Raw genomic sequence first — 21751 nt, forward strand, 5'->3', positions numbered from 1 at the left:
TGCGCCCGCGCGGGCGCGGGCAGGGTGGTGCTGATGATGGTTAAGCGGCGATGCGCGAGGCGAAGTCGGCCAGGTAGCGGTCGGTGATGCGCTGCTGGAAGCGCAGGTTTTCCAGCGGCGGCACGGGCGTGTAGTCGTAATCGATGGCCAGCTTGCCCGCCTTCAAGGTGTCCTTGTCGTTGTACTGTTCGTCATACCAGGCATGGCCGTCGATGATGTAGCCCTGGCGTTTCAGGTCGCGGAACTTGGCGTTGATGCTTTCCAGCATGTCGCGCACCAGGGACGGGTGCAAGGGCAGGTCGACAAAGGCGAAATGCGCTTCGGCGATGGTGTCGGCCAGCACCTGGGCCGTGCGCGTGTAGTTCTCGAAATAGAAGAAGCCGCCCGGCGCCTCGCAGGTGCGCGAACCCCAGAAGCGGTAACCGCCCATGTTAATCAGGGTGGTCACTTCCTTGGCGTTGAGCACGCCGGCATCGGTGGCCGGGTCTTGCAGGTCGAAAAACACGTCCTGGGTCAAGCCGGTCGGGCCATTGACGACCACGTTCGACAGCGTCTTGTGCCAGCCCGTTTCCTCGTCGATCTTGGCGCGCAGGCCCATGGCGTAGGCGACGGCGGAAATACTCGCTCCCTCGTCAATGGCGGTATCCCAGTTGACAAAATCGGGCCAGATAATCATCACCTCGCGCTGGCCGAACTGGCCGCGATAGGTGGTGGCGGCCACCACGTTGCTGCAGCCGTAAGCGGAGGCATACACGAAGGCGCGCAGTTGCTGCGCCACGCTGGCCAGGGCGTTGGTGACGGCCTTGGTGTCCAGGCCCGGCGCGCCCAGGATGCGCGGTTTCACGCCCAGCTTGCTTTGCGCGGCCAACAGTGCCTTGGCGCCCAGGTATTTGCCGTCCGGCGACACGCCGCCCACCACGTTGCTGGTGGTGTCCGCTTCCGTCTCGCCTTCGGCCACGCGCACGACGATGGTCAGGGGTTTGGTTTGCGCGGCAATGGCTTCCAGCGCGCGATACAGGGTGCCCGTCTTGCCGGCCTTGCCAATGGCGGCCAGCACGTTGGTGACGAGCACGGGCGTATCCAGTGGAAAAGCGATAGGGTCGGCGTCGTCGGCTGTGGCGATCAGGCCCAGCACGGCCGTGGAGACGGTGCGGATGGGGCGCGAACCCTCGTTGATTTCAATGACGCGCACGCCATGGTGGTAGTCGGTGGCCATTCTTGCTACTCCTGTTCAATTGGGTAATCGGTGGATGGGGTGCGCGGGTCAGGCGCGGAAAGTACCGGGGGCAAACCTGCTGGAACGGCGATCCATGCGTCATCGACCAGGCGCCAGTCGCCGGGCACCAGGTTGAAGCTCAGGGGTTCGGCCCGCGATAGGTCGCCCACTTCGTTGGCATCGACAAAGCCCCAGGCCTTGAGGACGTGCGTGACGGGGTCACGAAAAGAATTTTTCACTTAGCAATCTCCATTGGGAACGATATAGCCCATGACGGCGATATAGGCGCCACCCTTAGCTCCGGCCGTGATGGCGTAGTTGAAGCGCCTGNGAAGCTCAGGGGTTCGGCCCGCGATAGGTCGCCCACTTCGTTGGCATCGACAAAGCCCCAGGCCTTGAGGACGTGCGTGACGGGGTCACGAAAAGAATTTTTCACTTAGCAATCTCCATTGGGAACGATATAGCCCATGACGGCGATATAGGCGCCACCCTTAGCTCCGGCCGTGATGGCGTAGTTGAAGCGCCTGGCGCTGTCGAGGGGAATCTCGGCAGTCCCTGCGCCTTGCATGTAGGTGTCGGGAGTGGCGATGGAAAATTGCACCGGCGCGAACTGCATGCCCAAGACGAGGATGGATAGCAAAAACATCGCTGTTGATGAGCTAGATAGCTGCAGCTCGCAGTGCAGGATTGCCCTTGTCGCGTTCGCCGGGACGTACTGGGAGCAGTCAACCGGCGCGGGCGGCGAGGTCACGGCGCCGCCGCTCAGCACACGGGTTGCGCTGGAGTCGTTGGCATAAAAGACCTTGGCGCCACGAACGAGCATGGGCGTGATGACGTTGGCCCCCTGGTAGCGGATGGTGGTGGCATAGGCGAAGAAGGAGAACCCGGCCGGCAGCGTGGGGGCATCCGCCGACGCGCTCCACAGCAAGGCGGTCACGCCCGTTGCGGGATTGAAGATGAAGTGCAGGTGTACCGTCAAGGTGCCGGCAATGACGGCCGCCTGATCCCGGCCGTTCGCGCCCACCACGGACACGTCCGCCGTCAAGGCGCCGGTGGCATATTTCGTGATGGTCTGGCCGGTGGCCGGGTTGCGCATCGTGACGGCGAGCGCGGACACGGTAAATTTGTTCGCCGGCGAAGCGACGCTGTTCGCGCCCACCAGTCCTTGCACGCCGGCACGGCCCTGCGTCGCCTCGACCAAGGCGCGGGCATTGACGAGGCGCGCGGAATTGTCGCCGTGGGGGATCGTCGGCGCGCGCGGCGTGCCGGTGAGGTCGGGTGAGTCGAGCGGGGCTTTCAATGCCAGCGCATTGGCAATCGTGGTGGCGAAATGCGGATCGCGCCCCAGCGCCTCGGCCAGTTCGGCCAGGGTATTCAAGGTTTCAGGCGAACTATCGACCAGGGCGGCGATCGCCGCCGCGATCTTGGCGTCGCCGTCGATCTTGCTCAGGTACTGCGGGTGCGGGTTGGCCTTCGCCTCATGCGCCATGACAGCCTCGGCGGCTTTGTCGTCGGCATACTTGCGCGTGGCCAGCACCACGGACGGATCAATTTTCAGCTCGATAGCGGCCGTACTGGCGACGATCAGCACCACGCGCACCACTTGCGTGCGGCCGCTGCCCTCGGCCATGAGGGGCTTGTAGCTGGGCGGGCAGTTGGCGACGGCGCACAGGTCGCCCGCCTCGTCGTAGATGCCGATTTCGCGCAGCCACCAGCCGCCCACGTCCTCGGGCAAGACTTGCTCGACGATGATCTGGCTGGCGTTGGCCGGGTCGATAGCAAGCTGGTTCAGGTCGGCGCGGCGCACTTCATGCACCAGCGTTTTTTGTGCGCGGTCGGGGATCGGCAGGACGCCGTTGCCGTCGCCCACGCCCATTTTTTTCAGTTTCAGGGTTTGGCCCAGGGCGATGGCGTTGGCCAGCTTGGCCTCGCCCACCTGCGTCAGAATGGCAAAGTATGTGCTCATGGATAGATGGTCATGGTGTCAATGGTATGGGGTGCGCCGCCTTGTACCAGCGTGCCGCGCACTTCGATTTCGTCGGCGATCCACGGATAAACCGTCATCGCATCGCCGTGATAGGTGCTCAAGCCGATCCGCACCTGGCCACGGGTTTCCAGATACAGCGCCAGTCCCGTCAAATGCCGGCTGACGGGCTTGGCGTCGGCGATCAGGCGTTCCATTTCCTGGAACATGGCGTCGGTGATGCCCGAATCGAGCACGCCGACATCGAGGCGGAAGGTGCCCGGCACGCCGGGTGGCGTGGTCTGCCACCATTCGGTGATGCGGATCAAATAGCCCAGGGACTCGACCACGCGGCGCACGGCGGCAATGGTGCCCTTGTGCTTGTGGATGAAGTAGGACGCCTTGATCGTGCCGCGCTTGATCGACTCGGGCCAGGTGTCGTCCCAGCGGTCGACGGAACAGGCCCAGGCCAGGAACGGCAGCAGATTGACGGGGCAGCGGTCGGCGCTCCACAGCTCGCGCAGCGGCACGGGCACGTTGACCAGCTCGGCGCAGGCCACGGCAATGGCGCGTTCCAGCGCCGTGGTGTTGGGCGGCAGGGTCGGCACGGTCTTATTCATCGAGCACCACCACGTGCAGGTTGATGGCCGTGCAGCGCGCGGCCTGGGTGGCGTCCAGTTCGATATCAAGTGCCGGGCCGGTCAAGACGACCTTGCGCACGCCTTCGACGTGCACGGCGGCGCTGCAGGCGGAACGATAGATGCTGTGGCCCAGCGGGCGGCGCGGCTGCGATACGCGCACGGCGTTGGCGCGCGCGGCGTCCAGCAGGATCGGCACTTCCGGGCCGACGCCGATATACAAGGTGGCCTCGATCTGGTAATCGATGACCTGGGCGGCCTGCACCGTCAGGCGGTCGCCCAGGGGGCGTACCTCTTCCGCGTTGAGCGCGCGCGCCACGGTGCCCAAGAGTTCGGCGCTGGCGATGCCGGTGTCGTTGTTAGCCAGCACCGTGACGATGACGCTGGCCGGCGCTGGGCTGATGGCACTGGCGTCCTTGACCTGGCCGTCGCTGCTGCGGGCGTGAAATTCATACGACGCCTTCGGCCCGGCCACGGACAGGCCGTCCGGCGCTTCCTGGATGCGCAGGCGGTAGGCGTCGTCGTCTTCCATGACGGCGGCCACGGGCGGCAGGGCGGTCGGATTGGCCGGCGTGATGACCAGGCGCGCCACGTTGACGTTGGCGCCCAGCTGGTCCAGGTCGCCGCCAATGGCAAAGGCCAGCATGACGGCCTTGCCCGCTTCGTTGACGCGGTTGCGCAGGATGGTTTCCTGATAGCTGTTTTCTTCCAGCAGCTTGGTGGCCGGTTCCGATTCCAGGGCCAGCAGGGCCGTGACGGCCGCGCGCTCGGCTTCCGGCAGCAGGCTGACCAGGTGTTGCTTGCGGCTAGCCAGGATGGCTTCGAAGTCCAGCACTTCGACCACGCTGGGCGCGGGCAACTGGGTCAGGTCGATGGGCGTGCTCATGCTGCGCCTCCTTTGACGGGCACGGCCAGGGTGATGCCCTGGCCATTCGCTGTGCCATCGAGCAGCACGGTGATGGCGCCGTCCGTGTCGCGCGTGAGCTGCACGCTGGACAGTTGCAAACGCGGTTCCCAGCGGCGCAGGGCAAAGGCCGTGGCGGCATAGATGCGCAGTTGCGTGGCGCTGTTCAGGGGCTGGTCGATCAGCTCGGGCACTTCGGAGCCATAGCGGCGGCGCCGGATGCGCGAGCCGATGGGAGTCGTAAGAATGTCGGTGACGGACTGGCGCAGGTGCCCCAAGCCCGTCAGGCTGCGCCCGGTGGCGGCGTGCATACCCATCATGGCAACGGCCCGCCCGACTGGTCGCCGCCGGCCTTGACGCCGCCGTGCGGGTGCTTGGCCAGGCTGATGGCGCCGGCCAGCACGTCCTCGCTGGCCTTGATGGTTCCTTGCACGGCCATGGCCACGCCGCCAGCGGCACCGGCCTTGGCGTTCACGCCGCCGTTCAGCGCGGTGGCGCCCTGCACGGTAGTGCTTTGCTTGACGACCAAGTTACCCATGATGGTGACATCGCCCGTGCAAATGGTGCTGGGGGCGTTCGACGTCACCTTGTCGGCGGTGATGGTGGCGGTGCCGCCGGGCAGGGTGGCGGTGAGCGCGTGCGCGTCGTGGTCATACTGCACTACGGCGCCGTCCGGGTAATGCGTGGTGTGGATGCTGTCGCTGGTTTCGGGTGCGTCAAATTCCTGCGAGTACAGGGCGGGCACGATGACGCCGCGCGTCAGGTCGCCGCCCGGGGAAAAGACGATCACCTGTTCGCCTATGGTCGGCGCGGACCAGGTGCGCGTGCTGCCTGCGCGCCGTGTGGCCCATTTCAGCCATTCGGTGGTGAGCGTCGGGCCGAGCTGGACGCGCCCCTTAGTCCCTTTGACCTCGGCAATGGTGCCCAGGCGGATCAAGTTTTGCAGCAAGCGGAGGAGGTCGGACAGGTCGGCGTTCATGCAGTGCATGTTGCCGAAGTCCGCGTGCGGATGCACGCGGGGGCGGGTTGATATGTAGGTTAATGACTATGATATTGGTAATTGCTAAATTAGATATATATGTTACGTTGCTTACGGTTTTAATTTAATCACTGTGAGTTAACATTGTTACTGGGCGCGCAGATTTATATTTTTACTGATATTTTTAAGTGGTAAAAAATTTATATTTTTGAGAGTTGTTAAGTTAATTGCTAAATTTTATGTTTTCGCGTGTTGGTGTGTTTTGGGTTTTTCACGCATTGCTAAGTAGTAATGATGATATTCAATTTCTTTTGATAATTTTATATTTCTTCGCATTTTTGTATCCGCCGTTAATGTACCAATTGTTGTCTTTTAGCATGTCATATAAGGCTGCTCTCCATGTGTTAGGGCGTACGCGCCGCTCAATTCTGGCAATTCTAGTTAAGTGATTAATTCGGTCATCTAAAATATCTAAATCATCTAACATGTCTATTAGACTAGCTAGTTCTGTTGCGGCCTCAACTGAGAATCTTTTGGATAATTCGAAATCTTTAAAATGATTTTTTAAACGTTTTTTTAGATCCTTATCCCAATCATTCGGAATTTTAATTTCATATTCAATTGTTAGTGGAGTGGTCTGGATTAAGTTCGCATGTAACCATATATCAGTTTCGATATTTTCAGGCTCGAAATAAGGGTGAAGTCCTTGTGTTTTTCTATTTATTACTGGACTTCCCTTTCCCTTATTGCAGTCGCTACATGATGGTACTAAATTGGCTGGCAATATCGACAATGCTGGGTAACGTGCTTTTGGTAAAAAATGATCCAAGGTGGAGACATGGCCAAAGCCACAGTATGGACATTTCCCGAGCGGAGCAAGTATCTTTATTTGGTTGTAATAATCTCTTCCTGGGGATTTTTCACTTGCAAAGAAAGTTGAGTAGAGATCAGTAAAGTCTTTTTTTGTGATGGGATTTAATATTATTTGTTCATCTTTTCCCCAAAGGCAAGATGGTAACGAAAAAAGTTGAAATTTTTCTGCCTTTTTTTGATATTCTTGAAATTGGTTTAAAACATCTTTTCGGGCTGTTGAAAATCTTAATTGGCGTTCTGGTTCATTAACTCCATTAATGCATGTGTCATACACGATTTTTTCGTCAAGCAGTGGTTTATCAATTAGTTTCATTGTGATCGTTTAATTATTGTCGCGGCCACGAATCATGGCTCGTAAAATTGCCTGAGCTTCGTACCCTAATTGATCTTGATAAATATTCATAATGCCTTCGAATACTCCACCATCATCAACGGCTGACTGTAACATTGCATGAAATCCTGATTTTGAAACTTCTAGACCAAATATTTCGCGCGTTAAAACACCTACGTTTTCTCCGAAAGTCTCGATTTCTGGGCGATCCCTGCGTGCGCAGTTACCAGATCTCGTGATTTTCCAAACACAACTACTCGGAACTTCTTGAACGACGACAGGAGAGTGCGTCGCTACGATGGCGACTGCATTCCTATCATGCAGAAGGTCAGATAGAGCGCGAGTAAATGCTGATAGGAGTGGGGGGTGTAAGTGACTTTCTGGTTCATCCATCAGGACAAGCGTTTTTTCTTCAACAGTTTCGACTAATTTTGTGAGAGTTAACAATACTATCGAATGGCCGGAACTCATATTTTTAACGAGTAGTGATGCTTGTTTTAAAGCATCGCTATCATCTAAATTTTTTAAATTGCCAAGCCCTATTTCTTGAAAATTCGAATCGGACTCAAGTCTTTGTATGGCAGAAAACCATCTTTCTTTTTTAATTTTTTGACTAAAGCAAGCCTCCATACTATTCAAGATGTCAAGAGTGAAATCGTCCTTGGATTTTGTCACTCGACGATGGCCGTCAGAGAAATCCCCAGCTTTCTTCATTCCAATATAAAAATATGCTAATCCGCGAGAACGGTCTGGTTGATCAGGTGGCGGAACGAAAGGATCAAAGGCACTAAATGATACGGAGACAACACAGCTGAAATATTCTTCTGGTAAATTAATTTCCGTATAGCTGTATTTATCTTTTGAATGGAATTTTCCATTAATGCCAATGTCATGCTCAATTGATAGTGCGGAGTTGACCATGTTGTTTAATAAGGTTGTTTTTCCTATTCCATTTCTACCAATGATTACATGAACGTTTGTTGGAGGTTTTGAATCTGGATCAACTTGAAACGATAAATCGATAGCAGCACGCTGTGTTCCTCCAGTTTCCCGATAAGTGAATTTAAATTCACTTAAGGCAGGTTGGCCATTAAGGACTCTTCTGTATTGTCCTTGAATTACTGATGTGCTGACACTGCGCATGAGTGAATTTTCAAAAACGTCTTCTTCAGAAGCAGAGGAATATATATCGTGATTGGCCGTAACGTCATTCATTCTTTTTAAGTACTCATTTCTTACGTCATCGGAGAAGTTTTCATAAAGTGATCGATAATATTCCACGTCCTGACCAAGTGAAAACCAGTCGGAATCAAGTTTATCAAATACGTCATCCAAAGAATCTTTTGTCCATCCGTGTTTTTGATTTTTGAATCCAATTTTCACATTTCCTAAATCTATTTTTATATTTTTTGGGCCGGAGTATATTACATGGAATGATGTCTTAAAGGAGTAATCATCCCATGCACTAGGATTTAGGACAAATTTATGCTCCTCAAACATTGATGATTTTTTGTTTGTTGATGTTTTAAATGTTAATATCATTTTATGTTTTCAATTGATTGTTTTTATTTTTTATTATGTTAATAATTTGCGGCAATCTGGTAGATTGTCAGATATATTTATATATGCTGTGAATTTGTTTGTGGGTGTGAAATATTTTGAGCCAATATATATTATTATCATTGATGTTTTATCGAGAAGATGAATTTGCACTCAACTCTAACTCAATTGATAATTTTTGTCAGTCAAATTTGTGGATATATTAATATTAGAGCTGCTCAAGGTGATGTAGCAAGGATTCGTGGATCAACGTCCGATCCGCCTCACTCAAACCTAGTAGCGGCCGCTCCTGGTACTTGTAGACCGGCCCTTTTTTGCTAACGCGGTCTTGCTGGCCAAACTGATGCACATGCGCCACGCGCGCCACCCAGGCAAAGAAGCCGACTTCGATCTGGTTGCCTGTCGCCTTTACTTTCAGGTGTTTGGCGGTGCGCATCTTGGCGAACATGGCCGCCTTCTGGCGCTTGATCCGTCCATTCTTGCCCTTGAATTCCTTGCGCCGCTTGCGCGCCGGATAGGCTGCGCCGTCCGGCCCCTGCTGCGCCTTGATGCGCTGCGCCTGGCTGCGGCGCAGGTCGATGGCCACCTTGTGGTTGATGGCGCGGCGCTGGGCCGGCGCCAGCTTGGCCAGCAGGGCGCCGGCCCAGGCTTCCAGTGCGTGCAGGTCGTCACTCATGGTGTTGCCTGTGGCACTTGCCATTCGGCCAGCAGGGTGTCGCCGTCGTATAGCGTCCAGAATTCGTCCGCAAAGGCGGGCGTGCCCTGTGGCTCGGCCGCGTGCTTGATGTCGTGGCGGCCACCTTCGCCGCGTTTGACGATGACGCGCTCGGTCAGGTCCAGCTTGATCGAGATATCGACGGTTTCGTGGTTATTGAAATCGACTTCGAAACTGATGCCGCGCTTGCGCTGTTCCTCGTTGGCCATGAGTTCGGCCTGGTGGACCTTCAGCCAGGCGATCAGGGCTACCATGATGGCGTCCGCGTCGCCCGCGTAGTCGGTGACGATCAGGTTCAATGTAAAACGGTATTCGAAGGAGAGGGAGGCGGTGGCGGTGGCCACGACGTTGCCTTCGTCGACGAAGACGACGAGGCGATCCGGGTCGCGCTGCAGCTCGGGGATGGCGGCGGCCAAGTGCTGGCGCAGGCTATTCGGTTTGTACATGGTAGGTGTCCCGTACTAGGTTGTAGGCATCGATGCAGGCGTTCAGTTGCCGGGTGGCGGCGTCGCCGTCGCTGGCGATGGCGTCAAGAGCTGCCGCAGCCGCGCCGTCAAGTTCGGCACGCGCTTGCTGGCGATCGACGCCGGCAGCGGCGGGATCTGCGGGGCCGGCGCCAGGGCTGGGGCGGTTGCCTGCGATGGGGATTGACAGGCGGATAGCGCCGCTGCGCACGTCAGCCATAAAGCGGTCGCGGTCAGTTTGTGCATGGTGGTTGTCCTTGATGAGTTGATCGGTGCGCGCGGCGAGCTGGCCGGCGGCCGTGCGTTCCAGCTGCAGCACGCGGCCGGTGGTCTTTACCAGCGCGCTGGCGGCCGCTGCCTGAGCGGTGGCCGCGGTACGGCGCAAGTCGGCCAGGATCGTGTCCTTGCGCCAGCCCTGCACCGTCCAGCCCAGCACGGTGCCGGCCAGCAAGCTCACGGCCAGCGCGCGCCAGTGCGGCGCCGCGATCACAGCGCCACCCGCGTGCGCAGCCAGCCGAACAGAAAGCGGCGTTGCGTCTTGTTCGCTTCGGTGATGTCCAGGTAGCGCGCCGCCTGCAAGCCGTTCAGGGCGCGCAGCATGACGGCGGCGCCTTCCTGGCCGCGCCAGGCGAGGAAGGCGGCCAGCGCGCCCAGCGACTGGTTGCCCAAGTTTCCATCGATGGTGAGCACGGGATAGCGCGCGCCCGTGTCGTTGAAACCGTTCAGCCAGCGCTGCAGGAATTCGGCGGCCACGCGCGGCCCCATGTTGACGCCCGTGTCGATCAGTTCCGCGCCGATACCGGCATGGATGGCCATCACCTGATCGAACTTCGGCCCCGTGACGTAGCGCGCGAGGTAGATGGCGCGTGCCAGCGCTACGGGCAAGTCGCGCATGGCGCCCTGGTAGCCGTTGGCGCGGGCCACGGCCACGGTGATGCCGAAGTTGGTTTCGCCGCCCTTGTCTTGCGGGTCGTTCACATAGCCGCCCTCGGTGCGCAGCACGTCATCGATGGCGCGCGCGACCAGTGCATCGTTGGTGGGAGCCATCAATGCTCCTTCGCGTCGTTGACCAGCTCGGCGATGTCTTTGTCGCTGCGTCGCTGGAACCACAGAGCCACGGCGCGCGATACCCACCAGCCGGGCGCGCCGACGATCAGATCGACGGCGGAAGCGTTGACCATGGCGCCGACGGCCGGCAGTTGCGCGCACAGCAGCTGATACGCGGTGCCGCCCAGCAGGCACGAGAAGACGCCGGCGCAGGCCAGGCGGGCGACGAACTCGCCCTTGTTGAAGGTGCCGTCGCTGTTCAAGGGCGGCAGCACGATGTACAGCATGGCGGCGCCGATCATGCCCAGCGCGGCCTTGAAGCCGTACAGTTTGACCAGGGCGGCGAAGCCACCAAACGATTCTGCGGACATAGCTTGTTTCTCCATGATGAGGATAAGTTAAAAGTTGTTAAAGAAGTCAGTCCCATAGCTGCACAACGTCGGCCATGGCGGCCACGCTGGCGGCAGGTTCCGGCAGGGTGACGACCAGGCCGGCCGGCAGCACGGCGCCGTGGCGCGCCAGGGCCGGATTCATTTCCAGGGTCTGCTCGACGTAGCCGGCGCCGTCGCCCAGGTAGCGCCACACCAGCGCGTCTACTGTGTCGTGCTGTTGCGTGCGTACCTGCATCAGATCAATTCCACCGTCAGGTGCGTGCGCCCGACCATATCGGCGATGGCCCATTGCGCGTTGCGCCGCTGCGCGCCGGGCGCTTCGTCCAGCCATTCCATGCTTTTCTTGTCGCTGGCCGATGACGCCGTGGTGTCGTAGTCGCGGTAACGCTCGATCAAGTCCGCCTTGGCCGTGCTGTAGACGGCGCGCCGGTACTGTGCCAGCAAGCGGCTTTCGCGGTTGATGCGGCTGGCTGGCACGTCCGCCAGCGCGGCGATGCCGGCCGCCGCATGCGTGCTTTGCCAGTCGGCCAGCTCGCGGTTGACCTGCAAAATCGCATCGACCACGGCTTGCACCAGGCGCGCGTCGGTGACGGTGCCGTCCAGACGCATGGCGTCGCGCATTTCGGTGAGTAGGATGTCGGGGAACCAGCCATCGTTTTCCACGATGCCGGGCGTGGAGCTGGGCGCCGGCGGCATGCTGGCGGCAGCGGGAGCGCGGGGAGGAAGGGCGATAAAGGACATGGTGTCTGTGGTGGGAGTGAAAGGGTAGGCGGTGGACGGGGTTCATCAGGCCGCTGTGTTGGCCAGAATCCCCCCGTGCCGCCTGTGCGCCGGGGGCTGCTCTTTAGCTGGAATCGGCCGCGCGCTTGATGCGCCGCTCCAGCCGTTCCATGTCTTTCTTGACGCCGACGGACTCGGACAAGGCCCGCGCGCGCTGCAGCTGGGCCATGGCCACGCCAGCTTGTTCCAGCAGGGCCGGGACGATGTCCGTCGCGTCCTGCTGGTCCAGCACGGCCACCATGGCCAGGCCGATGGCCTTGTGCAGCTTGGCGCGCGCCTGGTCGGGCGCGTCGCTGGCGGCCGTCATGGCTTCGACGGCACCCAGCACGGCCACGGCATGCTGCGGATCGTCGCCCAGCTTGCCCTGCAGGTAGGCGGCGGCAAACTCGTCCAGCATCATGGTGGGAATGTCGCGGCTGTAGGTTTCCGGCAGGGTGAAGCGATGTTCCATGCAGTAGGCGGCAATCACCAGGGCGCGGTCATACTCGCCCGTGTCGATGTGCCACACCAGCAGGGTGGCCACGACATCGTCTTGCGCGCCCTTGCCGCCGGCCAGCACGCCGTCGATCCATTGCGCATAGGTCGCCAGCATCGTGGCCTTGACCTCGATCTTGCGCTCGACGGACTGGATGGACTTCAGGCGGCGCCGGTCGTCGGACAGTTTATAAAGCATCAGCTCGTAGGCGCTGCCGGTGGTCACGCCCTGCGGCTCGGCGGCGCCGGCCGTGCGCTCGGCCAGCATGCGCGCGCGGTGGCGCAGGGCAGGAGACATATTGCCCATGGCTTAGGCTTTCAGCTCGATGTGCTCGACCAGGGCGGCCAGGCCCAAGTCTTCGATGACATACGCATCGTTGGACGACTCGTAGTTCTCGATGCGGTCGCGCGATGGCTTGTCCTCGACGCGGCGGCGGCGCGCGCCCTCCTGGAAGTAGATCGACAGATTGTCGAAGCGGGTAATCAGGATGGCGTTGTCCGGGAAGTAGGGCACGCGCACCGCTGGCAGGCCGCCGATGCGTTTCTGGCTGATGATGATGTCGGCCGCCAGGGTTTCCGTGGGCGCCTGCTTGGTGTTCACCAGCGGGAAGTATTTATCGCTCAACAGCTTGCGCCCGACGATGGCGACCAGGCCCGTGTCTTCCTGATACCACGGGTCCAGCAGGTTGACGGCATCGACCACGGCCGCGTCCAGGTTGGCATAGTCCGCGTCCGCACCCTCGCCGATGATGACTTTACCCGGCAGGCCGGCGCCGACCAGGCCCAGCACGCGCTCGGGCGCCTGTTCGCGCAAGTGCTGCAGCCAGCCCTTGTTGACGTCCTGCAGCAGCGGATTGGCGGCCAGGTCGGTGGTGGCCATGACCTTGACGCCATTGAAACCGATGACGATGCGGTCGAGCGCCTGNCGCGCCAGTGCCGATGATGACCGTGCCCGGCAGGCCGGCGCCGGCCAGGCCCAGCACGCGCTCGGGCGCCTGTTCGCGCAAGTGCTGCAGCCAGCCCTTGTTGACGTCCTGCAGCAGCGGATTGGCGGCCAGGTCGGTGGTGGCCATGACCTTGACGCCATTGAAACCGATGACGATGCGGTCGAGCGCCTGGCGGGTCACGATGGCATTGGCCACGCGCGCCTGGAAGTCGGCGAACTTGGCCCAGGCGTCCAGCTTGGCATACGTCAGGTGCGTGTCGAAGTTGGTCTGCTCGCAGCGGTATTTGGTGCTGTCCATGGTGGACAGGTCGCGCGTTTCGCGTTCCTTGGCCTTGGTGTCGGTGCGGCCGGCAATCGGGCCGGAGACGCCCAGGCCCAGCTTTTCGCCTTCCTGTTCGCCCACGCCGATGACGTTGATTTTCGACAGGAACTCGCTCGATTCCTGCATTTTCGTTTCCAGCTTCTGCTGCACGCTGGGCGCTACGCTGAAGGTCTTGGCCACGCTATCCGTGTCGTTCAACTGGCCCAGGCGGGTTTCGTACTGGCTGTAGACCTGGCGGGTGTGCTTTTTCATTGATTGGTGCTCCGTGATTGATGGGTTGTTGGAGGAGGGCGCGGGTGCTTAAAACTCGGTCTGCACGGCGCCGTCGTTGCCGGTGGCGGACGGGCGGCGCGGTGCGTTGCCGGGTGCTTCGTCCATTTGCGTCTTGAAGGCGGCCAGCTCGGCCTGCGTGGCCGTCAAGGCCGTTTCCGCTTTTTCCAGGCGGGCCAGAGTGCTGGCGTAGTTGTCGTTGACCGTGACGACGTGGCCGGCCAGCGTTTCCACGGCTTCGCTGATGTCGGCGAATTGGGCCGCGTCGGTGCCGGATTTATTGGAAAAGCGCGCCAGCAGGTTTTTGACGGCATCGGCCAGCTTGATGCCTTGCGGCTCATCGAATGCCAGCTCGACTTCGACGGCGGTGCTAAACAGGTTGGTGCTGTGCTGCTTGCGGTTGGCCGAGAATTTCAGGGCATCGGTGCCCAGGCTGGCGGGGCTGTCGGTGACGCCCAGACCGACCAGGTAGGGCATGCCCGTATCGGCAAAGTCGGGGGCGATTTCCAGGCTGGTGTACAGCTTTTGCTTCGCCTTGTTGATGGCGACCAGTTCCGGCGTGGGTTCGATCTGCGCGAACAGGGCCAGTTTCTTGCCATTGTCCGTGTCCACTTCCTCGGCTTTTACGGCGATGACGTCGCCGTAGGCCTTGAACTGGCTGTCGGGCAGGATGCCGCGAATGTGCTCCAGCCAGATGCGGGCGCCGTAGGTCTTCGGATTGTAGCTGGCGGCGATCTGCTCGATGGTGGCGCGGTCGATGTTGCGGCCGTCCGTGGTGGCGCCTTCGGTGGCGACGCGGAAAAATTGGGATTTGGTTGCCATGGTGTCTGTCTCGGTTGATCGGATAACGCCATGGTCAACGTCTTGGCCCGGCGATTCAATGCGGGGCGGGTTGCTATGGGCCATAGCGACTTTTGGCTTTCCCCGTTCCGCGCGCGCGCGGCCTACGCTGGCGGCATGTTAGGAATTGACCAAACCCCCGAAGAAAAAATCGCCGAACTGGCCGTGCCCGAATCCGAGCCGCGCCGGGCCGCGCGCGCCCTGTACTGGAAGGGCTGGCGTATTTCGTCCATCGCCCGCCACCTGGGAATCAAGCGCAGCACGATCAACAGCTGGAAGGCACGCGACGAGTGGGACAAGGCGCAGGCCATCGAGCACGTGGAAGCGTCGGCCGAGCTGCGCCTGGTGAAGCTGATCGAAAAAGAGGTCAAGAGCGGCAGCGACTACAAGGAAATTGATTTACTCGCCCGCACCATCGTGCAGATGGCGCGCGTGCGCCGCTACGAGCAACCGGGCGGCAACGAGGTCGATCTCAACCCTAAGCTGGCGAACCGCAATGCCGGCCCGAAGAAGAAGCCGACGCGCAACGACTTCAGCGACGAACAGCGCATTCAATTGCTCGACGCCTTTCAGGATTCGCTGTTCGATTATCAAAAGGTCTGGTATCGCAACGGCGACCAGCGCACGCGCGCCATCCTCAAGAGCCGCCAGATCGGCGCCACCTGGTACTTCGCGCGCGAAGCGCTGGCCGACGCCATGGCCACGGGCCGCAATCAAATCTTCCTGTCCGCCTCAAAAAGCCAGGCCCACGTCTTCAAGCAATACATCGTGCAATTCGCGCGCGAGGCGGCCGGCATCGACCTGACGGGCGATCCCATCGTGCTGCCGAACGGCGCGCACCTGTACTTCCTGGGCACCAATGCGCGCACGGCACAGGGCTACCATGGCAATTTTTACTTTGACGAATTTTTCTGGACGCAGAATTTCCAGGAGTTGAACAAGGTGGCCTCGGGCATGGCCATCCACAAGAAATGGCGCAAGACGTATTTTTCAACGCCATCCTCGACCACGCACCAGGCGTACCCGTTCTGGACGGGCGAGCTGTTCAACAAGCGCCGCGCCAAGGCTGAGCAATTCAACATCGACGTGAGTCACCATCGCCTGGCGTCCGGCTACACGGGCGAGGACAAAATCTGGCGCCAGATTGTCACGATCCTGGACGCCGAGCGCGGCGGCTGCAACCTGTTCGACATCGACGAACTGCGCAACTTCGAATACAGCCCCGACCAGTTCGAAAACCTGTTGATGTGCAATTTTATTGACGATTCGGCCAGCGTCTTCCCTTTGAACGAGCTGCAGCGCTGCATGGTCGATTCCTGGGTGGAATGGGACGACTACAAGCCGCTGCTGGGTCTGCGCCCCTTCGGCAACCGCGCCGTGTGGATCGGCTATGACCCGGCCTTGAACGGCGACAGCGCCGGCTGCGTGGTGCTGGCGCCGCCCATGACGGCCGGCGGCAAGTTCCGTGTGCTCGAGCGCCACCAGTGGCGCGGGCAGAGCTTTGAGGATCACGCCGAAGCCATCCGCCAGATGACGCAGCGCTACAACGTCGAATACATCGGCATCGACACGACCGGCATGGGCATCGGCGTACTGCCGATCGTGCGCGGCTTCTTCCCTGGCGTGACGGCCCTGAACTATTCGCCGGAAGTCAAAACCCGCATGGTCTTGAAGGCCAAAAACATCATCAGCAAGGGCCGGCTGGAATTTGACGCCGGCTGGATCGACATCGCGCAATCGTTCATGGCGATCCGCAAGACCCTCACGCCCAGCGGGCGGCACGTCACCTATGTGGCCGGGCGCAGCGACGAAACGGGCCACGCCGATCTGGCCTGGGCCTGCATGCACGCGCTCGACCACGAACCCTTCGAAGGCAGTACCGACAACAACCAATCCATCATGGAGATTTACTCTTGAAGATCTTGAACAAGGCACGACATCAGCGCGCCCGCGCGCGCTCCGCACCTGCTGCAATCACGACGGCGCCGCCGGACGCCGCCGGCATCCAGGCGTTTTCCTTCGGCGACCCCACGCCCGTGCTCGAGCACGGCGACATTCTCGACTGCTTCGAATGCTGGAAGAACGGGGAGTGGTACGAGCCGCCCATCAACCTGGCCGGCCTGGCCAAGTCCTTCAATGCCGGCGTGCACCACTCCAGTGCCATCCACTTCAAGGCCAACGTGCTGGCGTCCACCCTGATGCCCAGCAAGTATTTGTCGCGCGACGCCTTCAAACGCCTGGCGCTCGACTTCCTCACGTTCGGCAATTGCTACCTGGAAGACCGGCCCAGCCGCAGCGGGCGCCCGTTGAGCTACGCGCATGCGCTGGCAAAGTACATGCGGCGCGGCGTCGACTGGGACACGTATTTTTTCGTTACCAATTACGGCACGGCGCATCAGTTCGAAACGGGCCGCGTGTTCCACCTGATGGAGCCGGACGTGAATCAGGAACTGTATGGCGTGCCGCAATACCTGAGCGCGCTGCAATCGGCCTGGCTCAACGAGGCGGCCACCCTGTTCCGCCGTAAGTATTACAAGAACGGTTCGCACGCCGGTTTCGTCTTCTACATGACGGACGCGGCGGCCAACACCCAGGACGTGGACAACCTGCGCCAGGCCATGCGCGACAGCAAGGGGCCGGGCAATTTCAGGAACCTGTTCATGTACGCGCCGAACGGCAAGAAGGACGGTATCCAGATTCTGCCCGTCTCCGACGTGGCCGCCAAGGACGAGTTTTTCAACATCAAGAGCGTGACGCGCGACGACCAGTTGGCCGCCCACCGCGTGCCGCCCCAGCTGATGGGCATCTTGCCGAACAATGCCGGCGGCTTTGGCGCCGTGGAACCGGCCGCGCGTGTGTTCGCCCGCAATGAGCTGGTGCCGCTGCAGTCGCAGTTCATGGCCATCAACGAATGGGCCGGCGTGGAAGTGGTGAAGTTCGCCCCGTATGACTTGGCCACAGGCGCGGAGGGCGCGGCATGAGCGACCATATCGACAATACCGACAAGATCATCTTCGCCGAAGTGGCGCGCGGCCTGGCCGCTGTCCGCGGACGGCCCGCCCTGGTGGCGCACGGCGCCTGCCACTACTGCGACGAGCCACTGGCGCCCGGCCTGCCGTTCTGTAACGTCGATTGCCGCGACGACTACGAGAAGGAGCAAGCGGCCAAGGCGCGCGCCAGCCGTCCAGGATGACCGCCAAGCGGCGATAGCCGGCAGGGCAGGGCCGCATAGCCCAGCCGCGCCGCAGCGCCCCAGCCACCGAACAGGCCGCCCATGAGGCGGCTTTTTCACGTCCCGCCGAATGTTATTGCCATGAGAGCAAGAAAAAGCCCCATTTCGGCCCGGCGCGCGCAGTTGTCCCCCCTCCACACCTGCCCGCTAGTTAGGGCTCTTTTGACTCAAATGTGCGCCATGGCCGAAGGCGCATGAGGACTGGCGTGGCGGAGCGAAGAGGGGGCATGCGATTTGACGCATTTTGACGCACTCTTGAGCCATTTTCTTCTTCGCTACCTGTCTATGTAGGCCAATCCCATGTGACGTAGCTCTCCAACATCCGGTTTAGTTCTGTTGGTGCATCAACACTGGTGAGATAGTTCCTATATGGATAAACCTTTGCGATGTTCGCAGCAGGGAAGTTGTTTTTTATATAAGGATCGAACTTGTATTGACCAAGACGTTCGATGTCGGTGTTGATCGTCTTCAACCACGACGCCATAATTACTTTCGTGCCTGTCTGCTGGAGATAAGCACGTGCCGCTTCCATCGAATACCCACGTGTGCAGATGTCATCAATAAGGAGCACAGTCTTCCGTTTCTTGTCCAACGGCGAAGCCCTGTAGACATCGGTGGCGGACTTATGGGGCGTGCGATTAAGCTTGATCGTGTCTAGCTGAATATTATGCCCGACACTTACCCCTGCGTTCCTTGCCGTCTGCATCTTGGTGGCTGTGGTATGACGCTGTATAAGGTCTGGAAGAAAGCGGCTGCGAAAGCACTTTCCAAAGATCGCAAGGGCGCTATCCATCGCATTGCCAGACCCTTGCTGGTGACCAGGGTACCCGGCGATGTAGTCCACTCGCTTGTGAACACCAGAGAAGTACAGGCTTGATACTAAAGCACCTACCCAGAAATCGAAGTGTCCGAGTCCATGTTTTGCTGCTGACCTCGCGTCGGCCGAGTAGACGGCAAACGCCTCCTTCATCGTACTGAAAGGCGCGATGGCGTAATATTCGTAGTCGTCGTCAACGATCTGGTAGCCCCACAAGTGTTCGCGGCGGCAAAATACGTCTAAAAAACGGGCGATGTCTTTTGATGTAGCGAAGTCGAAACCGTAGTCAATATGGTCGGCATACCATGTAGCTCGGAGGAAAAGCAGCCCGCCGTTCACAGCCGTTCGCATGTCGTTTTCCGTGGAGCCGATGTACACTGTTTCCGTATCAGTCCAGCCCATCTTTTTCAGGATGTATTCCGTGAACGCTGCCCTTGGCCGGGGTGGCATGTTCGGATCGTCTTCTAGGCTCAAATAGGGAAATGGCCCCCAAAGTTCCTGAAGACGCTCTTTTAGTGGCCACTTGTCAGGCCCGATAGTCCATGGGCGGTTTGTCGTAACAACGAATTCAATACCAGTAAGTTGTAGAAAGCGAATAAGCTTTGTAACCTCCGGAAACGCGTAATGCCCCCTCTCGCTACCTGCTTGACGCACGAGAGTGTCTTCAACGCTAAGAATTACACCCTTAATTTTCGAAGTCATGACGTTCCTAAAAGGTCCAGTTGCACTTGTGCTGCGGTCGGTTGTACTTGGTCTTCTTCGATGAATTGCAGCAGTAGAGAGGTCATTTGTGGCGCTTCAGATGCCACCGCTCCGTAAGTATCCGCTGCAAACTTGAGCTCTGGTCTGCGATCATATGTGTGCGGTAAGAACACGTTTGCGATTTTCTTTCCGTACTTGAAGGCGAACTCGACGGTATGAGCAGTGCCGCTTTTGATCTTCCATTCGACTGGGACGAGGGTATCGCACAGTCCCGCCTGCAAGCGATTACGACGTACGAAGTTATCGCTGCTGTAGGATTGGTCTGGTAAATATTCCGTGATGATTGTCCCGCCTTTGCGTACGATTTCCGCACGAAGAATCGCAGAACCCCGAGGGTAATGTTGGTTGATACCAGTACCCAAAACCGCAATGGTGGGTATGCCGAATCGTATCGACTCTTCGTGTACTGCTTGGTCAATGCCTAAAGCAAGGCCGCTAACCGTTGGATAGGCTCGGTTGGCAAGGGCAGCAACAACATACTTGGTAAGGAAAATGCCGTCATTCGTCGGCTTGCGAGTACCGACGATTGCTACCGCTTTGGTATGCAGGTTCAGTAGTTCGCCTTGGAAAAAGAGCCAGTGGGGTGGGTCGGGAATTGTTGCTAACGTGTGTGGGAATTCTGGCTGGGTCTGGAAAATCAATCCGATTCCTTCGCTGCGGAGCTTTTTCCACGATTCAACACCAACGGCCCAGAGGTCCGCTTTATATTGATCCCATGCGTAATCCTTATCGATGACGAACTTTACTGAAGTGAAGTGTTCGAAATCTTCGAATGTACCCGTCTTGATAAGTTCCCAGAAACCACCGCGTTGCTGGTAAATGGAGCGCATGGTCCAGTATCCCACGCCTTTAATAGAGGCGAAGGCCAAGAAGGCGATAGCTTCATTTCGCCAATGTAGGAGTTGTTCATTATCTGTAGCCATACGCTTCTGCTTTGTCCTAGGTGAGTCGCCCCGCGTCGCGCAGCAAGGCCGCTATAGCTTGCGTGTTGGACGTAGAAGGATACCGTAGTAGAAGACGCAAGGGAAGGTTTGTTGATTCCTTGTTAAGTGGTGGGTGTTGTGTGACAGTGGACTCCAATAAAACGCTCATGAAAACTAGCTATGTGCATTACACCGCTGCGTTCACTGCGCCACATCTCCGCGCGCCGTGGGCGCATGTCTGAAGTGCCGGTGATCGGTTAAATCCGCGACTCAGTCCGTGGATCGGTACCGTTTGCCTGAATAGCACACTCCACAAACGCAAAATGCACTGCATGGATGGCCGCTTGTGTGGCTGCTATAATGTCACTTTTGCGGAGCAGAAACGGGCCGCAAGCCCGCATGGTTGTTGACTTCCTTGTCGAGCTTCCCAAGCTTACGACGAGGGTTCGATTCCCTTCACCCGCTCCATTTTTCGCTGGCGCCTGGCTTGATGCGGCGCGGCTACTTATTTCTCCATTCCCATGTCTTCTGATACCCCAGCAAACGGCCCGGTACGGCCGATGATGTACGATCCGACCGAACACCGCATCCGCAGTTTCGTCACCCGCGCGGGACGGCTGTCTGTCGCGCAGGCGCGCGCGCTTGAGACCTTGGGGCCGCAGTTCCTGTTGCCATTCGCCAAGGAGTCCATGGACTTCGAGCAGGTGTTCGGCCGCAAGGCGCCCGTCATCCTGGAAATCGGTTTTGGCATGGGCGCGACGACGGCGCATATCGCCAAAGCCATGCCGGAGAAGGATTTCATCGGCGTTGAAGTGCACACGCCTGGCGTCGGCAGCCTGTTGAAGCTGATCGGCGAAGAGTCGCTGACGAATTTGCGCCTGCTGCAGCACGATGCGGTGGAAGTGCTCACGCACATGATTCCAGCCAATTCGCTGGCCGGCATCCATGTGTTTTTCCCCGATCCATGGCACAAGGCGCGCCACAACAAGCGCCGTTTGATCCAGTCGCCATTCGTCAAGCAATTGACCGACCGCCTGGCGCCGGGCGGCTATCTGCATTGCGCCACCGATTGGGAAGATTACGCGGTGCAAATGCTGGATGTGCTGGGCGCCGAGCCGCAACTGCGCAATAGCGCCGATGCTTATGCGCCGCAACCGGCATATCGTCCGCTGACCAAGTTTGAAAATCGTGGTTTGAAGCTGGGCCATGGGGTGTGGGATCTGGTGTTCATCAAGAAATAAACGCATTAAGGCGGCTTGCCTACCCCTGCCATTTGCATAAAAATGAAGCCTGCCGCAGCAAT

General features: G+C 59.0%; 24 protein-coding genes and 2 pseudogenes. 4 read left to right on the forward strand and 22 right to left on the reverse strand.

The window, feature by feature from the left end; all coding sequences use genetic code 11:
• Positions 1-40: 40 nt before the first annotated feature.
• The 20 genes and pseudogenes from CBW66_RS07850 to CBW66_RS07940 all read right to left on the reverse strand — a co-directional run bounded on the left by CBW66_RS07850 (position 41) and on the right by CBW66_RS07940 (position 14696).
• Positions 41-1216 carry a phage tail sheath protein gene (locus tag CBW66_RS07850; protein ID WP_086137825.1) on the reverse strand — a complete coding sequence of 392 codons (1176 nt, stop codon included), beginning with the start codon at positions 1214-1216 and terminating at the stop codon, positions 41-43.
• A gap of 5 nt (positions 1217-1221) precedes the next feature.
• Positions 1222-1455 carry a hypothetical protein gene (locus CBW66_RS07855; RefSeq protein ID WP_086137826.1) on the reverse strand — a complete coding sequence of 78 codons (234 nt, stop codon included), beginning with the start codon at positions 1453-1455 and terminating at the stop codon, positions 1222-1224.
• A gap of 197 nt (positions 1456-1652) precedes the next feature.
• Positions 1653-3182, reverse strand: coding sequence for a phage tail protein (locus CBW66_RS29375; protein WP_086137827.1), 1530 nt, complete (start codon positions 3180-3182; stop codon positions 1653-1655).
• Positions 3179-3799, reverse strand: coding sequence for a phage tail protein I (locus CBW66_RS07865; RefSeq protein ID WP_086137828.1), 621 nt, complete (start codon positions 3797-3799; stop codon positions 3179-3181). The genes CBW66_RS29375 and CBW66_RS07865 overlap by 4 nt, the downstream gene beginning before the upstream one ends.
• Positions 3792-4703, reverse strand: a complete 912-nt coding sequence (locus tag CBW66_RS07870) for a baseplate J/gp47 family protein (protein WP_086137829.1) — start codon at positions 4701-4703, stop codon at positions 3792-3794. Before CBW66_RS07870 ends, CBW66_RS07865 begins: the two co-directional genes overlap by 8 nt.
• The gene (locus CBW66_RS07875; RefSeq protein WP_086137830.1) at positions 4700-5041 is read right to left on the reverse strand and encodes a GPW/gp25 family protein; all 342 of its coding nucleotides are present in this window, start codon (positions 5039-5041) and stop codon (positions 4700-4702) included. Before CBW66_RS07875 ends, CBW66_RS07870 begins: the two co-directional genes overlap by 4 nt.
• Entirely contained in the window at positions 5038-5709 is a 672-nt protein-coding gene (locus tag CBW66_RS07880) for a phage baseplate assembly protein V (protein ID WP_230492082.1), read from the reverse strand. The genes CBW66_RS07875 and CBW66_RS07880 overlap by 4 nt, the downstream gene beginning before the upstream one ends.
• A gap of 292 nt (positions 5710-6001) precedes the next feature.
• Complete coding sequence (locus CBW66_RS28410) at positions 6002-6886, reverse strand: HNH endonuclease (protein WP_139841627.1); 885 nt, start codon at positions 6884-6886, stop codon at positions 6002-6004.
• 9 nt (positions 6887-6895) lie between these two features.
• Positions 6896-8446: an AAA family ATPase gene (locus CBW66_RS07885; protein ID WP_205701177.1), complete on the reverse strand. Its 1551-nt coding sequence runs from the start codon at positions 8444-8446 to the stop codon at positions 6896-6898.
• A gap of 226 nt (positions 8447-8672) precedes the next feature.
• On the reverse strand, positions 8673-9140 hold the full coding sequence (locus CBW66_RS07890; protein ID WP_086137832.1) for a phage virion morphogenesis protein: 468 nt from the start codon (positions 9138-9140) through the stop codon (positions 8673-8675).
• A complete protein-coding gene (locus CBW66_RS07895) occupies positions 9137-9625 on the reverse strand; it encodes a phage tail protein (RefSeq protein ID WP_086137833.1) in 489 nt (162 codons plus the stop codon). The genes CBW66_RS07890 and CBW66_RS07895 overlap by 4 nt, the downstream gene beginning before the upstream one ends.
• Complete coding sequence (locus tag CBW66_RS07900) at positions 9609-10133, reverse strand: lysis system i-spanin subunit Rz (RefSeq protein ID WP_230492083.1); 525 nt, start codon at positions 10131-10133, stop codon at positions 9609-9611. Before CBW66_RS07900 ends, CBW66_RS07895 begins: the two co-directional genes overlap by 17 nt.
• A complete protein-coding gene (locus CBW66_RS07905; protein WP_086137834.1) occupies positions 10130-10690 on the reverse strand; it encodes a glycoside hydrolase family 108 protein in 561 nt (186 codons plus the stop codon). Before CBW66_RS07905 ends, CBW66_RS07900 begins: the two co-directional genes overlap by 4 nt.
• Positions 10690-11061 (reverse strand): hypothetical protein, encoded by a 372-nt coding sequence (locus tag CBW66_RS07910; RefSeq protein WP_086137835.1) that lies wholly within the window; start codon positions 11059-11061, stop codon positions 10690-10692. Before CBW66_RS07910 ends, CBW66_RS07905 begins: the two co-directional genes overlap by 1 nt.
• Positions 11062-11107: 46 nt before the next feature.
• Entirely contained in the window at positions 11108-11317 is a 210-nt protein-coding gene (locus CBW66_RS07915; protein ID WP_086137836.1) for a tail protein X, read from the reverse strand.
• Complete coding sequence (locus CBW66_RS07920) at positions 11317-11823, reverse strand: head completion/stabilization protein (RefSeq protein WP_086137837.1); 507 nt, start codon at positions 11821-11823, stop codon at positions 11317-11319. The genes CBW66_RS07915 and CBW66_RS07920 overlap by 1 nt, the downstream gene beginning before the upstream one ends.
• 103 nt (positions 11824-11926) lie before the next feature.
• Positions 11927-12643 carry a phage terminase small subunit gene (gpM, locus tag CBW66_RS07925; protein WP_086137838.1) on the reverse strand — a complete coding sequence of 239 codons (717 nt, stop codon included), beginning with the start codon at positions 12641-12643 and terminating at the stop codon, positions 11927-11929.
• Positions 12644-12646: 3 nt separating this feature from the next.
• Positions 12647-13276 (reverse strand): annotated as a pseudogene (locus CBW66_RS07930) (phage major capsid protein, P2 family); the annotation flags it as partial.
• Between the two features lie 52 nt (positions 13277-13328).
• Positions 13329-13856 (reverse strand): annotated as a pseudogene (locus CBW66_RS07935) (P2 family phage major capsid protein); the annotation flags it as partial.
• Positions 13857-13904: 48 nt separating this feature from the next.
• Positions 13905-14696, reverse strand: a complete 792-nt coding sequence (locus tag CBW66_RS07940) for a GPO family capsid scaffolding protein (RefSeq protein WP_086137840.1) — start codon at positions 14694-14696, stop codon at positions 13905-13907.
• 135 nt (positions 14697-14831) lie between these two features.
• On the opposite strand from CBW66_RS07940, the gene CBW66_RS07945 reads away from it, so the two are divergent.
• From CBW66_RS07945 to CBW66_RS07955, 3 genes are read left to right on the forward strand one after another with little or no spacing between them, the layout of a single operon-like run.
• Positions 14832-16631 (forward strand): terminase ATPase subunit family protein, encoded by a 1800-nt coding sequence (locus CBW66_RS07945; RefSeq protein ID WP_086142864.1) that lies wholly within the window; start codon positions 14832-14834, stop codon positions 16629-16631.
• Between the two features lie 5 nt (positions 16632-16636).
• Entirely contained in the window at positions 16637-17695 is a 1059-nt protein-coding gene (locus tag CBW66_RS07950) for a phage portal protein (protein ID WP_170932992.1), read from the forward strand.
• Positions 17692-17907, forward strand: a complete 216-nt coding sequence (locus CBW66_RS07955) for a hypothetical protein (protein ID WP_086137842.1) — start codon at positions 17692-17694, stop codon at positions 17905-17907. Before CBW66_RS07950 ends, CBW66_RS07955 begins: the two co-directional genes overlap by 4 nt.
• Positions 17908-18229: 322 nt before the next feature.
• Here CBW66_RS07955 and CBW66_RS07960 read toward each other — a convergent pair whose 3' ends face one another.
• Both CBW66_RS07960 and CBW66_RS07965 read right to left on the reverse strand, forming a co-directional pair.
• On the reverse strand, positions 18230-19465 hold the full coding sequence (locus CBW66_RS07960; RefSeq protein WP_086137843.1) for a phosphoribosyl transferase: 1236 nt from the start codon (positions 19463-19465) through the stop codon (positions 18230-18232).
• Positions 19462-20448, reverse strand: coding sequence for a DNA-processing protein DprA (locus tag CBW66_RS07965; RefSeq protein ID WP_086137844.1), 987 nt, complete (start codon positions 20446-20448; stop codon positions 19462-19464). The genes CBW66_RS07960 and CBW66_RS07965 overlap by 4 nt, the downstream gene beginning before the upstream one ends.
• Before the next feature lie 560 nt (positions 20449-21008).
• Between CBW66_RS07965 and trmB the strand changes: the two genes are divergently transcribed.
• On the forward strand, positions 21009-21689 hold the full coding sequence (gene trmB, locus CBW66_RS07970; RefSeq protein ID WP_070220500.1) for a tRNA (guanosine(46)-N7)-methyltransferase TrmB: 681 nt from the start codon (positions 21009-21011) through the stop codon (positions 21687-21689).
• Positions 21690-21751 lie beyond the last annotated feature (62 nt).

This window comes from Janthinobacterium sp. GW456P (assembly GCF_002127655.1).
Taxonomy (GTDB): Bacteria; Pseudomonadota; Gammaproteobacteria; order Burkholderiales; family Burkholderiaceae_D; genus Janthinobacterium.

Bases quoted from the DNA above. Each gene is read 5' to 3' on its own strand.
- CBW66_RS07850 (WP_086137825.1), bottom strand. From the start codon at position 1,216: ATGGCCACCGACTACCACCATGGCGTGCGCGTCATTGAAATCAACGAG.
- CBW66_RS29375 (WP_086137827.1), bottom strand. From the start codon at position 3,182: ATGAGCACATACTTTGCCATTCTGACGCAGGTGGGCGAGGCCAAGCTG.
- CBW66_RS07865 (WP_086137828.1), bottom strand. From the start codon at position 3,799: ATGAATAAGACCGTGCCGACCCTGCCGCCCAACACCACGGCGCTGGAA.
- CBW66_RS07870 (WP_086137829.1), bottom strand. From the start codon at position 4,703: ATGAGCACGCCCATCGACCTGACCCAGTTGCCCGCGCCCAGCGTGGTC.
- CBW66_RS07875 (WP_086137830.1), bottom strand. From the start codon at position 5,041: ATGATGGGTATGCACGCCGCCACCGGGCGCAGCCTGACGGGCTTGGGG.
- CBW66_RS07880 (WP_230492082.1), bottom strand. From the start codon at position 5,709: ATGCACTGCATGAACGCCGACCTGTCCGACCTCCTCCGCTTGCTGCAA.
- CBW66_RS28410 (WP_139841627.1), bottom strand. From the start codon at position 6,886: ATGAAACTAATTGATAAACCACTGCTTGACGAAAAAATCGTGTATGAC.
- CBW66_RS07885 (WP_205701177.1), bottom strand. From the start codon at position 8,446: ATGATATTAACATTTAAAACATCAACAAACAAAAAATCATCAATGTTT.
- CBW66_RS07890 (WP_086137832.1), bottom strand. From the start codon at position 9,140: ATGAGTGACGACCTGCACGCACTGGAAGCCTGGGCCGGCGCCCTGCTG.
- CBW66_RS07895 (WP_086137833.1), bottom strand. From the start codon at position 9,625: ATGTACAAACCGAATAGCCTGCGCCAGCACTTGGCCGCCGCCATCCCC.
- CBW66_RS07905 (WP_086137834.1), bottom strand. From the start codon at position 10,690: ATGGCTCCCACCAACGATGCACTGGTCGCGCGCGCCATCGATGACGTG.
- CBW66_RS07910 (WP_086137835.1), bottom strand. From the start codon at position 11,061: ATGTCCGCAGAATCGTTTGGTGGCTTCGCCGCCCTGGTCAAACTGTAC.
- CBW66_RS07915 (WP_086137836.1), bottom strand. From the start codon at position 11,317: ATGCAGGTACGCACGCAACAGCACGACACAGTAGACGCGCTGGTGTGG.
- CBW66_RS07920 (WP_086137837.1), bottom strand. From the start codon at position 11,823: ATGTCCTTTATCGCCCTTCCTCCCCGCGCTCCCGCTGCCGCCAGCATG.
- gpM (WP_086137838.1), bottom strand. From the start codon at position 12,643: ATGGGCAATATGTCTCCTGCCCTGCGCCACCGCGCGCGCATGCTGGCC.
- CBW66_RS07940 (WP_086137840.1), bottom strand. From the start codon at position 14,696: ATGGCAACCAAATCCCAATTTTTCCGCGTCGCCACCGAAGGCGCCACC.
- CBW66_RS07945 (WP_086142864.1), top strand. From the start codon at position 14,832: ATGTTAGGAATTGACCAAACCCCCGAAGAAAAAATCGCCGAACTGGCC.
- CBW66_RS07955 (WP_086137842.1), top strand. From the start codon at position 17,692: ATGAGCGACCATATCGACAATACCGACAAGATCATCTTCGCCGAAGTG.
- CBW66_RS07960 (WP_086137843.1), bottom strand. From the start codon at position 19,465: ATGACTTCGAAAATTAAGGGTGTAATTCTTAGCGTTGAAGACACTCTC.
- CBW66_RS07965 (WP_086137844.1), bottom strand. From the start codon at position 20,448: ATGGCTACAGATAATGAACAACTCCTACATTGGCGAAATGAAGCTATC.
- trmB (WP_070220500.1), top strand. From the start codon at position 21,009: ATGATGTACGATCCGACCGAACACCGCATCCGCAGTTTCGTCACCCGC.